A 15,758-nucleotide genomic window follows, 5' to 3' on the forward strand; every position below is an offset into this window, starting at 1 on the left:
CGGCAGCTTTCGTACCTATTCGCGCGGCGTATCCGACCGCGTCTCCTCATGTGTCATAAGGTCGTTCCTCATGTCCGCGCACCCCCGCCCTGGGGACCCGCGGCTTCAGCGTCTGCATTATCGCACCGGAGAGCGACCATTCCCCGGATGCCTCCCGCAGCCGTCCGCCACGGGGGATGCACAATGCCCCGGCGGGGCCGACGGGGCGCCATCCATCGGCGCCGCCCGTCAAAAAAGCGCCCGGACGGATTCCGTCCGGGCGCCTGACGACTAGCGGCGAAGGCCGAGCCGCTCGATCAGCGAGCGGTAGCGATTGATGTCCACCCTGCGCAGATAGTCGAGCAGACGACGACGCTCGCCGACCATAAGCAGCAGGCCGCGGCGCGAATGATGATCGTGCGCATGGGTTTTGAGATGCTCGGTGAGGTCGGCGACCCTACGGCTCAGAAGCGCGATCTGGACCTCCGGGGAGCCGGTGTCGCCCTCATGGGTCGCGTACTCGGTGATGATGCTGCGTTTCTCGTCAACCGTCAGTGCCACGGTGTTCTCCTTCGGTGTCCTGCTGCACGGTGCCACGACCCAATGCCGTAGCGCTCTCTATCCGTGGGCGAAACACGCCAAGGACACAGTCTATACCTCCGCCCGGACGGGAAGGGCGGGCACGCCGAATCACGAACCCCGGCAGAGACCAGGACCAACGGCGGACGCGACACGCCATATGAATCGCGCATCGAATCCCTGCGAACGCGGCCTAGACGTCCGTGAGAAGGCCCGAGCACAGAACCACCGCCAACGCCAGGCCCTGGATGACGGCGAACAGAAGGAAGGCGGCCCAGCTGCGCGTCAGCACGTTCAGCGGCGAATCCCTGCGGATGAGGACGAGAAGACCGACGAACACCACGGCAAACGCCGCCGCGGCGCCACCGGCGGCGATGATGCCCATGTTCGCGGCGTTCGCCAGAGGCGAGTAGCGCCCGTAGACGACGTAGGTCGAATACCAGAAGTCGAATCGCAGAAGACTGGCGCCGGCGATGAGCTGCTCGGCGGCAAGGCCGACCAGGAAGACAATCCGCCAGAACCACCGGGAGGATTCGATGACCGCCATGCCCAGACCCGTCAGGGCGGTGGCCGTGACGACCCAGGAGACGAAGGCGATCCCCTGCGGGGTGAACGTCTCCATGCGACCCACCAGCCATGCGGTTTCGTGGACGGCAAGGGAACGCCCCAGCCAGTACGGGCCGATGATCGCGACCAGAACGCCGCTCAGATACACGGTCCAGCGGACGGGGTGGGAGCGATGACGCTCAATATCCGCCAAGGACAGCCGCGATTCGTAGGCCTCCCGAGCCTCGTCATCCTCGGATGAGGTCCGCCTGGAGGAATCCCGCATACGCCCTCCGATCTCCCGCACGAATCAGCGACCAATCCCCCGGAGCGCGGTCTCGAGTGCCTCCGTCGGCGCGCCGCGAGGGCCGGCAGCGGGTCGCCGCCGTTCGGAAGCGCTGGAGCGGACGACGGGAATCGAACCCGCGTAATCAGTTTGGAAGACTGAGGCTCTACCATTGAGCTACGTCCGCGTACCGCCCTGAGACGGCCCGATTGAGTATACACGACCGGACGGAAACCCGTTCCGGCCCCCGCTTTCAGCGCGTCGATGCCGGTTCCATGACGAGAACGGCCACGGCGGAGGCGACGTCCCCGTCATGCGACAGCGAGACATGCCACCTCAGGTCCGCGCCGTTGCCTGACGACTCGCTCCGCGCACCGCCCCCGCGGCTGTCGCCCGCCGCCCTCACCCCTTCGGACAGGGCCGCGCAGAGGTCGTCGCGCAGCAGGACCCGAGGGACGCCATGCGGGTCGTCCAGAATCTCGATCGCCTCCCAGGGCAGGTCGTCCGGTGAATACGGCGGGTCGTCCACCGCCTCGCACCACGCCTTGACGACGCTTTCCTTCCCGGCCCACCTCGCCGCCAGATGCCGGGCCTCGCCGTCCCCATGACGGCGGGCCAGCAGCGAGCACTGGCGGCGTTCGCGGGCTGAGAACAGCAGGGGCATGCGCGATCCCGCGACCCGCAGACGACGGGCGAAGTCCGTGATGTCCACGACGTCATGGCCCAGTCCTTCCATGCGGGGGATTCCGGGCGCCTCGCAGCGGACGGCGTTCACGACCGGTACGTCCCGTCGGATCCCAGACGCGCGTCGGAATCGAGCAGCATCGACTTCTCGGCCGCATGCGCGTCACCGGAGGCGTCGTCGGGAAGACGGCGGCCGTCCACGGGTTCGTAGAGCGGAGCGCCTCCCATCATCCCCGCAAGGATCCGCCTGCGGCCGCTTCTCAGACGCTCGTCGGCACGACGCCGCCACTCCTCGAGCGTCTCCCGTCCCCGGAAGGAGGCCACGGCGGATTCGAAGGCGCCGGGATGCACCAGGGCGACCACCCCCGAGACGTGGCCGAATCCCAGCGATGTCGCCAGGGCTGCGCGCACAAGACCCAGATGCAGCGGGGACCTGAGCCAGACCATATGGGAATCGCCGCGCATCGCCGGATCGACGCAGTCCAGCGCCGCGTTGCCCGGTATGGTCCCCGTGGCGAACAGCTGGGTCAGACCGTTGATCTGGAACACGCAGGCCCCGCCCTTGGCATGGCCGGTGAGGGTCTTCTGGGAGACGACGAACAGCGGGTTGCCGTCATGCCTGCCGATGGCCGTCGCCAGGGCGTCGTGCAGCTCGGACTCGTTGGGGTCGTTCGCCTTCGTGGAGGTGTCATGCTTGGAGACCACGGCGATGTCGTCCGCGGAGACCCCCAGCCGGCCGAGGCGACGGGCGAGATCCGAGTCCGCGCCGCCCAGACCGGCGGCGAGCGCGCCCAGGCCCGGAGCGGGTATGGACGTGTGGATGCCGTCGGCGAAGGAATGCACGTAGCCGACGACGGCGGACACGGGAAGCCCGAGTCTCAGGGCCACGTCGCCCCGCGTGACGAGGATCGTCCCCCCGCCCTGAGACTCGACGAATCCGCCGCGGCGACGGTCGTTGGCCCGCGACAGGAAGCGCACGTCGATCCCCCGGCCGGTCATGGCCGCGGTGTCGGCGGTGGCGTTCATGCCGCCGAAGCCCTCGACGGACTCCACGCCGATGTCGTCGATGGCCCCGGCGACGACCACGTCGGCCTTCCCGAGGGCGATCTTGTCGCAGGCCTCCTCGAGGGAGACGGCCGCCGTGGCGCAGGCCGACACCGGCTGCACCATGCATCCGTACCCGCCCACGTAGGACTGCATGACGTGCGCGGCCACCACGTTGGGAAGCGCCTCCTGCAGGATGTCCAGCGGGACGTCATGCCCAAGGAAGCGGTCGAGGTACAGCCGCCGCATCGACCGCATGCCGCCGAACCCGGTTCCCTGCGTGTCCGCGACGCGGCTGGGATGCACCGACCGGAGGATCTCCGCCGGGGTGATGCCGGCCGACAGATAGGCGTCCACCGCGGTGACGAGGTTCCACAGCGCGATGGGGTCGACCTCGTCGACCATCGACGCCGGAATCCCCCAGCGACGCGGATCGAAGCCCGTCGGGATCTGACCGCCGGCGGTCCGTCTCATCGCCGCCCGACGAGGCACGCGCACCATCGCCCCCCGCCGCCGCGTCACCGTCCACTCCCCCGAGGAGGGGTCGCGTCGGACATCGGTATGGTCGGGATCGAGCTCCGCGTATTCGCGCGCCCGAGTCTCGTCGGCCACCGTGAAGCGCACGTCGTGGTCCAGGAAGACCTCGGCCTCCTTCTCGCCCGTCCCCTGGCGGTAGTCGCCGCCCATGCCGTCCTCGAAGGGTCGGATGCCGCAGCGCGCGAGAACCTCATCATGGAAGCGCAGGGCGATGTCCTCCTCGGGAACGGCGTTGCCGTCCTCGTCGTACCAGCCCGGCACCGGCCCCGTCTGCCAGGAGACGAGACCCATCCCCCAGGCGAGCTCGAGCACCGCCGAGGCCGAAAGATCCACGTCCCCGGACGGGTCGATCCCCATCTCGGCTTCGAAGCGCGTGCGTCCGGACCCCCAGGGCCCCAGCTCACCCACCGAGACGATGACGATCTGCTTCTCGGGAGGCTCCTCGACGGGGCCCCATTCCTCCGGATCGACGACGGTCACGCGAGGGATACGGGGCGTGGGAAGGGCGCGGAGCATCCCGGCCCGGGAGGGACCGTGCTCGTCGGAACCGATGGGCGCCGAATCCGACGACGTCGCCCGATCAACCGCCGCCGCATCCGGCGCCTCGCCAGCCGCCATCTCCTGCGCCCGGCGTCTCAGCGCGCGGATGTCCACGGGACCGGAGCCCAGCCCCCCGGTGAGGTTCTTCTCCAGCGGCGCCTCCCAAGCGCGTCCACGCGCCTCGGGACTGGCAAGACCCAGCAGCCCCCTGGCGACCTCATCGGTGGAGAAGGTGCGGATCCCCGCCTCTTCGGCGGCCTTCACCAGCGGATCGTTGCCGCCCATCAGGCCGGTGCCGCGCACCCAGCCGATCAGCGGATGGGCGAAGGTGACGCGACGGGACCATCCGGTCTCCGACCTCGATCTGGCGACGAGGGCGTCGAAGGCGCCTTTGATCTCGCCGTAGGCGCCGTCCCCGCCGAAGACGCCGCGGTTCGGCGACCCCGGAAGCACGACGTGCAGCCGATGGTCGACGTCCGTCCCCTCGCCGGCACGGGCCAGACCCGCGACGAGCCTTTCAACGCCCCAGAGCATGAGACGCGCCTGGGATTCGAACAGCGGACCGGCGTCCTCCAGCGTCCCCTGCATGCGGGGTGCCGCGAAGGGGAGGAGCAGATCGGGCTCCAGCGCCGGCTTGACCACCGTTCGCGAGGCCCCCGAGGATTCGGTCTGCTCGTCCACGATCCACGAGGTCAGCGCGTCGACGTCCCTGTAGCTCGCCAGGTTCGCGGGGACCAGCCACAGCGCGGACCCCTGCGTGCCGTGATCCCGGTACGCGTCGCGCGCCCACAGGCGCATCGGCGCGTCCAGCGTGTGGCAGACGGCGACAACCGTCGCCCCGCCGTCGAGAAGCCCCGTCACGACGGCTCCGGCTATGGACCGCGGAGCGACTCCGGTGACGACGGCCACGTCGCCGCGGAAGGAGGGGGCCGCCTGAGCCGCGCCCCCGGCGGTCGTCCCCGCGGACGTGGAGCCCGCGCTCCCCGATTCCCCGGACGATGGTTCCTCCAGCGCCTCGCGGGCGAGGCGCTCAAGCACCTCCGCCGCATCGGCATCCCCATGCTCACGCGCCCTGGTCGCGAACCAGCGCGCCTCGTCATGGACCGCGCGGCCGGCGCCGACCATATGCCGTCGCATGGCCCTTTCGTCATGCTCGTGGAAGATCCGGGCGACGTCCTCCCGGGCCAGGGCCCAGCGATCGTCGAGAAGAATGGCCCGCCGGGCCTCGAAGCGCGGCTGGACCTGACGAGGCCAGTCCGGTCCGAGCTCGGCCGTCACCGTGTCCGTCAGCGCACGGGCATCGGCGTCGGGATCACCCGTCGGGAGTGGGGCGGACACCCCGAGACGGTCGAGGACCAGACGGGCCGCGGATGCCAGCACGCCCTCCCTGCCAGCGATGCGGTCGGCGAAGGCGTCCAGCGCCGCCGAATCGACGACGGCACCCGAACCGACGCCCTGGGAGGACCGGGGAAGGCTCACCGCGACCCCATGGACGGACGCCACCAGGTTCACGGCCGCATCGATGAGGGCCTTGGCGGAGGGCACGTCCACGGCCGGGGAGGCCGGAAGGGTGGCCAGATCCCCGCCGCGCACGGATTCCCCGTCCCGGGTTCCCAGGGCCAGCGCGAGAAGCACATGACCGACCCAGCCCTCGCCGAGGCCCCAGACCGAACGCACGCGCTCCTCGACCTGCTGCCGGCCCAGACCCGCCGATCCGAGCACGGCGTGGATCCGCGAGCGCACGACGTCATCAAGCACCGGACCGAAGGGCCGATAGGTGGGCGCGGCATGGTCGACCATGGGAAGCAGCCGCGATACGGGGGCGTCGGCGGCCCCGTCCACGGACGGAACGGCCAGCTCGACGCCGAGATCCATGATGAGCTGGTTGCGTCGGGAGGACACCCCGTTCGTCAGGGTGTCCGTCGTGTCGGCGTCGCCGATCTGGTCCGGCCGCAGCCGTGCTTCATGGGCGATGAGCGCCCGGATGGCGTCGGAGGCCGTGAAGGGGACGTCGGGCGTCCCGGCGGTCGAATCCGACCCCTCCGACGCCGGGGCGGACGAGGCCGGTCCAGGCGAGGCCGGTCCGGAAAGGGCGTCCGATGATCCGACGGGACGGGGCCTCGATGCGGCTCCACCCCGCACAACCGGCGCCGACCCGGACGCGGGGGACGCAGGGCCGCCGAATGACGCCGGACCGGCCGAAGGCACATGGTCGCCGTCGACCCGGACGCCACCGTCATCGTCGACGTCCCCCCGGGAATCGTCCCGCACGGCTCCGGGCAGCGGATCGGAGTCCGTCATGTACACGCGGGACTCGTCCCGTCCCACGTTCCACACCACCGTCCCCGCTCCGGCGAAGGCGGGCAGGGACAGGGTCCTCGCCGCCATGTTCGCGAGCGTCGGAGCCTTGGCGAGGCCGACCTCGATGCACTGCTCGACGCCGAGGCCTCCCGCCGACCGGGACGAGAACAGCAGACGCTGGGTCTCGATCCATCGTACGGGCGAGGCGAACTGCCAGGCGAGAAGCTCCACCAGGAGAAGACGTCCCAGACGCCGATCGGCGGCCGTCGATCCCTCCCAGAGCGCCGGATCGGCCAGGGCCTCACGGACCGGCTGCGAAGGGGCGACCTCGAGAATGGAGGAGGCGAAGTCGCGCGTCAGTTCGAAGGGGCGCGCAACGAGATTGGGGATATAGCGTCCGACGAGCCGACCGAAGTCGATGTCCTGCGGCAGCAGCTTCTCCAGTCGGCGCCGGAACTCGGGGACCCCTCCGCGCAGAAGACGGGAGTGGAACGGCACGTCGATTCCGGGCACGAGCATGAAAGGCGGCCTGCCGCCCATCTCACGGGAGCGGTGCTCGCTGTCGCGCCGCAGCGCCTCGAGACCGGCGATGGTTCCGGCGATCGCGTACTGGCGTCCCTCGAGGTTGTAGTTGACGATCTGGAGGAACTCGCCGCATTCGCGCGCGACGCCCTCGACGTAGTCGGTGACCTCCTCGTCGCCGACGCCGAACTGGTTGGGCCTGAGCGCCGCCATGCGGTAGTTCGACCGGCCGTCGGCGTCGCGCGGGATGAGATGATGCATCGTCGACCCGCGATGGAAGACCAGCTCAAGCGTCGTCTCGAGCGGGATGATGCCGGCGAAGGCGCTCAGGGCCGTGTACTCCCCCAGTGAATGGCCCGCGAACGCCGCCGGCCAGACGTCGACGCCGGCCTCCCTCAGTCTGGCGGTCTGCGCGAAGGCCACCGTCGCGAGCGCCACCTGCGTGAACTGGGTGAGATTGAGAAGGCCATCGGGATGACGGTATTCCACGCCCTTCGCCATGATCCGGGCGGGGTTGTCCCTGACGACGGCGAGGATCGAGAATCCCAGACGCTCGCGGGTGACCGCATCCGCCCTCCGCCAGACCTCGCGCACCGCGGGCGAGGACGTCCTGTCATCCAGCGTCATACCGCGGCTCTGCACCCCCTGACCGGGATAGACATAGGCCGTACGGGCGGAACGCGCCACCGCGGTGCCCTGGGAGACGACCTCGCCGCGGATGCGGCATGTCACCTCGAGCAGCAGACCGCCGTGCCTCACCCTGCCGATGCGGTCGATCTCCACGTCGACGGGGTCGCCGAGACCCACCATGCCGAACATCGAGTAGGTCCATCCGGCGATCTGCCAGCCGCGACCCATGTCCGCGACGGGGTCGCCATGCGCCTGGATGAGATGTTGGACGGCGGCGGACAGCCACATGCCGTGGACGAGGGAGGCGCCGAGACCGGCGACCGCCGCGGCCCTGCGGGAGGTGTGGATGGGGTTGAAATCGCCGGACGTCCGCGCGAAGGCGGTCATGTCCAATGGCGCCGTGAGCCGTGCGCGGCGCAGAAGGCGCCGCGTGACGTCCACGCGCTCGCCGTCGTCGACGGTCCCTCCGAAGGGCCGTGCGGGCTCGGGGGCATGGGTCGACCCGATGCGGCCGCGGATGGCGAAGCGCTCGGTCTCCCGCGCCAGGACGCGGCCGTCGGCAAGACGATGGAGCACGTGGATGGCGACGAGGCGTCCCGAGGAGGATTCGCTGCAGGGATCCGCCCACGCCTCGGCCGTGACGCGCTCGCCGACGTGGGCGAGCAGCTCGTCCTCGACGACGTCCAGACGGATGGAGTGGTCGAGATGCACCGCGTCGAGCAGTCCTTCGATGACGGGGACGCCGTCCCTGCTCAGGGAGCCCAGAGCGGCGTAAATCGCCGGCCAGGCCGGTCCCGTCAAGGCGTCGGGGACGATGCGCGAGGGTTCCAGCCCCTCACCCATGTCACCGGCCGTGGCGGCCTCATGGTCGGCGCCCAGATTCGCCGACAGGGTGTAGGGATGACGGGCCACGCCCCAGGGATGCGCGTCATCGATCCCGCCGATCTCGGGCAGCGATGCTATGGCGTCGCCGCCGGCGCCCCTTCCGCCGACGCCTGCGGTGGCGGCCAGAAGAGCCCGGACGTGATCCGGCAGACGCTTCGCGTCGACGCACGGGACGCGTCCCGGAACCGACACGTCGACGACGAGCGGAATCGTGATGTCCCTCACCGCATGATGTCCGGGGTCGCCGTCACGCACGTCGCCGGCCACGTCCAGGGGGATGTCGAGGTCCACGGCGACGACCGCCCCGTCACTCCCTTCCGCGCCCCCTTCCCCGTCGGGGACGGGCAGGGCCCGGACACGGCACAGGGGTCCGGCCGGATCCTGCGGGACTCGCGACGATTCGATCGCCACGGCGGGGTTGGCGACGAGCCGGCCCAGCCAGGAGATCGTCGGGCAGCGTCGAACGAAGGCCTCGACGCTGTGCGAGCTCCCCAGCGCCGACGCCAGAGGCTCGGGCTTCTCCCCCATGCCGGTGACGCCGTCGACGGCCGCCTGTTCGAAGCGACGCAGAAGATGCGCCACGGGCTCGTCCATCGTCGTGATGCCGGCGACGGACACGGGTCCGGGGATGACGCGGACGGCGTCCGCCGGGTAACGCGCGTCCTGCGACTGCCAGAGCTGGTCCTGCCCCCACCAGCGCAGCAGGTCCTCATCGATGACGGGGACGAAGGGCATGGGCTTCGGGTACTCGCGGACGAGCTGGGGGAACCAGGCGGCGTCCTGCGGCTCGACGACGAGGCTCCGCGCGGTGGGGTAGCGCCTGACGAGACGGTCGACCGCCGTCTGCGGATCGTCGCGCACGGCCTCGGCGTCCGGGAACAGCGAGACGACCTCGCCGCGGTCCTCCCCGCAGACGCGCGCCTCGATGCGCCGCAGCAGATGGAGGAATCGGTCGACGTAGGTGCCGTCGGCCCAGGGGAAGCTCAGCTCCGCGAAGCGACGGGCCCAGCGCTCGTAGGTCATCGAGTCCAGCTCGCCGAAGTAGGGCTTCGCGGTGACGTCCAGGGCGCGGACGATCTCGTCGCGCCGGGCCGGTATCTCCTCCGGATGACGCTGGAGACGGGCGAGAAGGCGGCCGCAGCGGGACGAGGAGTTCTCGACCTCGTAGATGTCCGCATGCAGATGGCTCAGACCCGAGGTCATGCCGCCCCTGACCTCGCCGGACGGCACCCAGGCGTCGTGCGGGGCGAAGGGGTCGGGGCCGCCGTCACCGCCGACGCCGGACGCCCCCTGCGAAGCCGCGACGCCGGGAGTGGCGACGAGCAGGCGCTTGACGTCGGGGCTGGTGAGCGCCTCACGGACCGTCATGGCGGCCGTGCCGATCATCACGCCGTCGACGGGCATGACGGGCAGGCCCCGCCGCCGGGACCAGCGACCGATGAGATAGTCGGCCGTTCGCTCGGGGGTGCCGATGCCGCCTCCGACGACGAGGACGAGGTTGTCATGCTCGCGGATGCGCGCGTAGGTGGACTCCAGAAGGTCGTCCAGGGACTCCCAGGAATGATGCCCTCCGGCCGAGCCCCCCTCGACCTGCATGATGACGGGGACGGGGGCCACGGATTCGGCGATGGCGACGACCTGGCGGATCTGCTCCACGGTCCCGGGCTTGAACGCGACATAGGGGAACCCGTCGCGGCGCAGAGCGCGCACCAGACGCACCGCCTCGTCCTGCGCGGGGATGCCGGCGGAGACGACGACGCCGTCGATGGGCGCGCCGGCGGCGCGCCGGCGCGGGACGATGCGGGAGGAGCCGAACTGCAGCCCCCACAGATAGCGGTCCATGAACATGGCGTTGAACTCGACGGTGGCGCCGTCGTCCAGCAGCTCGCCAAGCCGGTCCATATGGCGGTCGAACACCTCCGCGGTAACCTGCCCGCCGCCGGCCAGCTCGGCCCAGTATCCGGCGTTGGCCGCGGCGGCCACGATGCCCGGATCGACGGTGGTGGGCGTCATTCCGGCGAGAAGGACGGGCGGCTTGCCCGTCAGCTGGCTGAACCGCGTGACGAGTCGTCGTCCCGAGGGCGTGTCCACCGGTCGGGGAAGGAACCGGCCCCAGTCCTGCAGCCGCTTCGGGACCCGATCGGAGGTGGACAGCCCGGAACGGGAGTCCGGGGAGGAGGCGTCCACGACACCGGCGCCCGTCCCCTCCGCCAGCGACTCCGTCAGACGCCCTACCGCGGTTCCGGGGCCCATGTCGACGATCCACAGCCGCGTCGCGTCCGTGCCCGACAGAAGCCCGCGGACTCGTCCCGCCCAGTCCACGGGCTCCACGAGTATTCCCCGCGCAAGAGCGCGCGCCCTGTCGGGGTCGAGCCCGCAGGCCGCGGCCCAGTCGACGACGGCATCGACGGCGCCCTCCATCAGCGGCGAATGGAAGGGGACGGTGACGTCGAGGTATTCGAGGACGGGCGCGAACGGGGACCCCCCGCGACGCCCCCTGGACCGTTCCCTCTTCTCGTCGCGGGCCTCATCGCGCGCGGCCCGTCCCCATGCCTCGAGGTCCTGGGGATGCCCGCTGAGCACCACGCGGTCATGGGCGTTGACGACGGACACCTCGAGAGGCCCGCGGGTTCCCGTCAACCGGGAGACCAGCGTCCGGGCCTGCGCGGGAGTGACGCCCGTTGCCGACAGCATCGGCGTGGACTCGCCGAGCCGCGGGGCCACGCCGGCGATGCGCGCCTGGCGGGAGGCCGCGGCGCCGATGAGGCGCGCCAGGGCAAGCACGCGGACGGCCGCGTCGGACACCCCTGCGGTCGGGTCGGCATGGAGCGCCGATGACGCCATCTCCTCGGCGAGCAGACCCTGGGAATGGCCAAGGACCGCGAGCGGCCGCGATGACGGATCGTATCCGAGCGAGACGAGGTCCAGCATCGAAGCGAGCTGGGCGAGGGCGATGCCCGGAACGCTCATCGCCACATCCTCGGTCCGCAGGCGGCCGTCCGCGCCGGCGGCCACGGCGGGCACGTCCACGGCGCCGCCCACGGCCTTCATGAGATCGGCGGAGACGGGATGGAGCAGGTCCTCGGCATCCGCCGCCGCCCCCCGCAGGACGGGGCCGAGGACGGGGTCCTCGAGGAGGCGGGCGAGTCCGGCGGCCCAGGCGACGCCCTGCCCGGCGAAGACCAGGGCGTGGGGTTCGGCATGCAGACGGGCGAGGAAGGTGTCGGTGGTGGTGGTCATGGAAGGTCCTTAGGAATCGGTGGAAGGTCAACTCGGCAATGGGAACGCGGGGGAACGGAAACAGAGGGGACAACGAGGGGCCGGTGATGGGACGGTCGGCGGGGGACGGTCAGAAGGGCGGATTGCCATGATGTCGCGGGGGCTCCCCGCGCCTCTTCCCGGACAATGACGCCAGCGCCGTGACGATGGTCTCCCTGGTGCGGGCGGGGTCGATCATCGCGTCGATCTGCCCGGTCCGCAGGGCGAGGTCGGCGTTGAGCACGCGGCCGTCATAGTCCAGGGCGAGACGGGAGCGCAGAGCCTCGACGTCCTCCCCGCGCTCGCGGGCCGCCGCGAGGTCACGGTGGTGGATGATGCCGACGGCCGCCCGGGCACCCAGCACCGCGATACGGGCCGTCGGCCAGGTGAAGACGGCGTCGGCTCCCAGGGAGCGCGATCCCATGACGATGTAGGCGCCGCCGAAGGCCTTGCGCAGGACCACGGTGACGAGGGGCACGCGCGCCTGCGCATAGGCGTAGATCATGGTGGCGCCGCGCCGGATGATCCCCGCATGCTCCTGGTCCGAGCCCGGACGGTAGCCCGGGGTGTCCACGAGGGTGATGACGGGAAGGTTGAAGGCGTCGCACAGACGGACGAAGCGGGCGATCTTCTCCGAGGAGTCCACGTCCAGAACCCCGGAGGCCACCGCGGGCTGGTTCGCGACCACTCCCACCGGCCTGCCCTGGATGCAGGCGAATCCGACGAGGGCGGACGGGGCGTACAGCCCATGGACCTGGACGAACTCGCCGTAGTCGACGATCCGGCCGATGACGTCGCGCATGTCATAGGGTTCGCGGTCCCGTTCGGGCATGATGGCGGCAAGAGCCTCATCCGGCCCCTTCTCCGACGAGACGGCACGGTACTCGTAGACGGGAGGCTCCTCGTCGGCGCAGGATGGCAGATATCCCAGCACCGTGCGGACGTAGTCGATGGCGTCCTCCTCGTCGTCGGCAAGGTAGTGCGCCACACCGGAGACGGAGCCGTGCACGAGCCCGCCTCCCAGATCGTCGCGTCCGATGTCCTCGCCGGTCGCCTCGCGGACGACCTCGGGCCCGGTGACGAACATGTTCGAGTTGTCGCGGGTCATGACGATGAGATCCGTCAGCGCGGGGCAGTAGACGGCGCCGCCCGCGCAGGGGCCGAGAACCAGGGAGATCTGCGGCACGCGCCCGCTGGCGTGACAGGTGGCATGGAAGATCCTGCCGTACTGGGCGAGCGCCGCGACGCCCTCCTGGATGCGGGCCCCTCCGGAGTCCACGATGGCGACGACCGGGACGCCGATCCTCACGGCCTGTTCGATGAGCCGCACGATCTTGTGCCCTTCCGCCGTGCCCAGGGTGCCTCCCCGGACGGAGAAGTCCTGGGCGTAGACGGCCACCGTCCGCCCGGACACGCGGCCCAGTCCGGTGACGACGGCGCATCCGGGCGCGCCCGCCTCGGCGTCGGCTCCCATAAGACGGTTCGTCTCCTGGAAGGTGCCGGGATCGACAAGCAGCCCGATCCTCTCCCGCGCGGTCCTCTTTCCCTTGGCATGCTGTCTGTCCAGGGCCCGCCGCTCACCCGCGTCGACCAGAGCCTCATACCGCGCGAGCCTCGGGTCCGCCGCGCGGGCCACGGCGGAGACCGGACGGGCCACCGCGTTCCCCGCCGCGGCCCGGGCCCTGCCTTTCGGCGTCGCCAGAGCACCGCTCATCGTGCCTCCTCCTTCTCTCCGAAGCCGGACGCGTCGACGGGGCCGGAGCCGGAACGGATCCTGTCCTTCCCGTCCGCCGATCCGTCCGCCGTCGCCTCGTCGGGCGTCCGTGCGGCGGCGAGAACCACCAGCGCATCCCCCGCGGACACCGATTCACCCTGGTCGGCCCTCACCTCGGCCACGATGCCGTCACGGGGGGCTCGGACGTAGTTCTCCATCTTCATGGCCTCGAGAACGACGAGAAGATCGCCCTCCTTCACGCGGGATCCGGCCTCGACGACCATTCGGACGACCACGGCCTGCAGGGGCGCCGCCACGGCGCCGGGAACCATGCCGGACGACGTCGGGACGCCCGACTCCATCGGTCTCCCCTCGGCGTCCCGTCGGCTCCGACGCAGCGGCTGCCGACGACGGCCCCGATCCGGCGTCGCGTCGACCGGCGTGACGTCGGCGGCGTCCTGCCCCAGAACGCCCATGACGTCCTTCGGAAGCGTGACGGTCATGCGGCGGCCGTCGACCTCGACGGGGAAGGACAGCGGCACGGACCCGCCGCTCTCACTGCCGTTCGTCCCGTCCTCCCCCGAGACGACGCCCGGGCTCCAGACGGCCTGCGCAGGGACGGCATCGGCCGAGGAGGGGCCGAGGTAGGCGCTTTCCAGCCATGTCGTCGATATCCCGAGGCGGCCGTCCCGTCCGGTGAACGCCGGATCCGCAAGGATGCGGCGATACAGGTCCACGGGGGTGGGCACGCCGACGACGCGGAGCTCCTCAAGGGCCCGCCGTGCGCGGGCGATGGCGCAGGAGCGGTTCTGGGCCGTGACGATGAGCTTGCCCATCATGGGATCGAAGGCCGGGGAGACCACGTCGCCTCGTCTGACCCCCGCGTCGACGCGGATCCCCGGTCCCGCCGGCCAGCGGATGTCCTCGATGCGCCCCGATCCGGGCGTCAGCCCGGTGCGGGGGTCCTCGCTGGTGATGCGCAGCTCGATGCTGTGGCCCCGGGGATGCCGGGGCGCGCAGACGGAGCCTCCCGAGGCGATGACGATCTGCTCGCGCACGAGGTCGAGCCCGCAGACCTCCTCGCTGACGGTGTGTTCGACCTGCAGGCGCGGGTTGACCTCGAGGAAGTACGCCGTGCCGTCCGGCTCGACCATGAACTCGCAGGTCCCCAGACCCACGTAGCCGACGGTTTCGAAAAGCGCATGCGACCAGTCGGACAGCCTGGAGACCACGTCGTCGTCGAGGAAGGGGGCCGGAGCCTCCTCGATAAGCTTCTGATGACGCCGCTGGACGCTGCAGTCTCGGGTCGAATACACGACGAAGCCCCCGTGGGAGTCCCGCCCGCACTGCGTCTCGACATGACGGGCGTGGGGGATGAAGCGCTCCGCGAAGTAGGAGGCAAGATCGTCTCCGGAACCATGCGCCTGGAGGAAGGTGCGCAGATCCTCGTCGTCGCGGATCACGCTGATGCCGCGCCCGCCTCCTCCGTCCGTCCGCTTCATGACCACCGGATACCCGTGGCATGCGACGAAGCGCGCGACGTCATCCGGACCGGTCAGGCCCCGCGCCGTGCCGGGGACGACGGGAACGCCTGCGGCATCCGCGACCCGACGGGCGCTGACCTTGTCTCCCAGCGCGTCCAGGGCCTTGGGGGACGGTCCGATCCAGACGAGGCCGGCGTCCAGGACGGCCTGCGCGAAGTCGGGTCTTTCCGACAGGAACCCGTATCCCGGATGGATCGCGTCCGCACCGGAGCGGACGGCCGCCGCAAGGATGGGCCCGGAGTCCAGATAGGCGCCGCAGCCGTCGCCGCCGAGCAGATAGGCCTCGTCGGCGGCCTCGACGAAGGCGGCGTCCCTGTCCTGGGCGCCGTACACGGCCACGGTGGAGACGGCCATCTCCCGCGCGGTTCGGATCACGCGAAGCGCGATCTCGCCGCGGTTGGCCACCAGAAGACTGCTGATCTGTTCGGACATGCCGCTCACCGTAGGGTCCGGGCCCGGTCCTCGGCTACGGAGGAAACCTCCAACTTCCCCACCCGGAAATTGGAGGTTTACCAAAACGTCACCGTAGCCTCCCTACGATGTCACCGTCCCCGACGATCGGACGGAGGCCGGATCCGACGCTTTTCTGGAGGTTTCCACAAGGACACGGGCGTACCGGACGTCCTAGCGTGGTCGAGTCGCCTTCGACGGCGGCGGGCATCGGTCGCCCGGAAACCCCGGACCGGCCTCACGACCATGACGATCCGAC

6 protein-coding genes and 1 tRNA gene are annotated in these 15,758 nt (G+C 70.7%); all 7 read right to left on the bottom strand.

The window, feature by feature from the left end; all coding sequences use genetic code 11:
• Positions 1-270 precede the first annotated feature (270 nt).
• Positions 271-540: a 30S ribosomal protein S15 gene (rpsO, locus tag RWX87_RS01425; RefSeq protein WP_314686122.1), complete on the bottom strand. Its 270-nt coding sequence runs from the start codon at positions 538-540 to the stop codon at positions 271-273.
• A gap of 211 nt (positions 541-751) precedes the next feature.
• Positions 752-1,390, bottom strand: a complete 639-nt coding sequence (locus RWX87_RS01430) for a hypothetical protein (RefSeq protein ID WP_314686124.1) — start codon at positions 1,388-1,390, stop codon at positions 752-754.
• 113 nt (positions 1,391-1,503) lie between these two features.
• Positions 1,504-1,577: transfer RNA gene (locus tag RWX87_RS01435), tRNA-Gly, on the bottom strand.
• Positions 1,578-1,643: 66 nt separating this feature from the next.
• On the bottom strand, positions 1,644-2,126 hold the full coding sequence (locus RWX87_RS01440) for a holo-ACP synthase (protein WP_314686126.1): 483 nt from the start codon (positions 2,124-2,126) through the stop codon (positions 1,644-1,646).
• Between the two features lie 35 nt (positions 2,127-2,161).
• Positions 2,162-11,773, bottom strand: coding sequence for a polyketide synthase (locus RWX87_RS01445; RefSeq protein WP_314686128.1), 9,612 nt, complete (start codon positions 11,771-11,773; stop codon positions 2,162-2,164).
• Positions 11,774-11,882: 109 nt separating this feature from the next.
• A complete protein-coding gene (locus RWX87_RS01450; RefSeq protein ID WP_314686129.1) occupies positions 11,883-13,505 on the bottom strand; it encodes an acyl-CoA carboxylase subunit beta in 1,623 nt (540 codons plus the stop codon).
• Positions 13,502-15,481 (bottom strand): biotin carboxylase N-terminal domain-containing protein, encoded by a 1,980-nt coding sequence (locus RWX87_RS01455; RefSeq protein ID WP_314686132.1) that lies wholly within the window; start codon positions 15,479-15,481, stop codon positions 13,502-13,504. Before RWX87_RS01455 ends, RWX87_RS01450 begins: the two co-directional genes overlap by 4 nt.
• Positions 15,482-15,758 lie beyond the last annotated feature (277 nt).

Origin of the sequence: uncultured Bifidobacterium sp., assembly GCF_963540075.1 — a bacterium.
GTDB lineage: Bacteria > Actinomycetota > Actinomycetes > Actinomycetales > Bifidobacteriaceae > Bifidobacterium.

Coding starts and splice junctions, on each gene's coding strand:
- RWX87_RS01430 (WP_314686124.1), bottom strand. CDS start 1,390: ATGCGGGATTCCTCCAGGCGGACCTCATCCGAGGATGACGAGGCTCGG.
- RWX87_RS01440 (WP_314686126.1), bottom strand. CDS start 2,126: ATGGAAGGACTGGGCCATGACGTCGTGGACATCACGGACTTCGCCCGT.
- RWX87_RS01445 (WP_314686128.1), bottom strand. CDS start 11,773: ATGACCACCACCACCGACACCTTCCTCGCCCGTCTGCATGCCGAACCC.
- RWX87_RS01450 (WP_314686129.1), bottom strand. CDS start 13,505: ATGAGCGGTGCTCTGGCGACGCCGAAAGGCAGGGCCCGGGCCGCGGCG.
- RWX87_RS01455 (WP_314686132.1), bottom strand. CDS start 15,481: ATGTCCGAACAGATCAGCAGTCTTCTGGTGGCCAACCGCGGCGAGATC.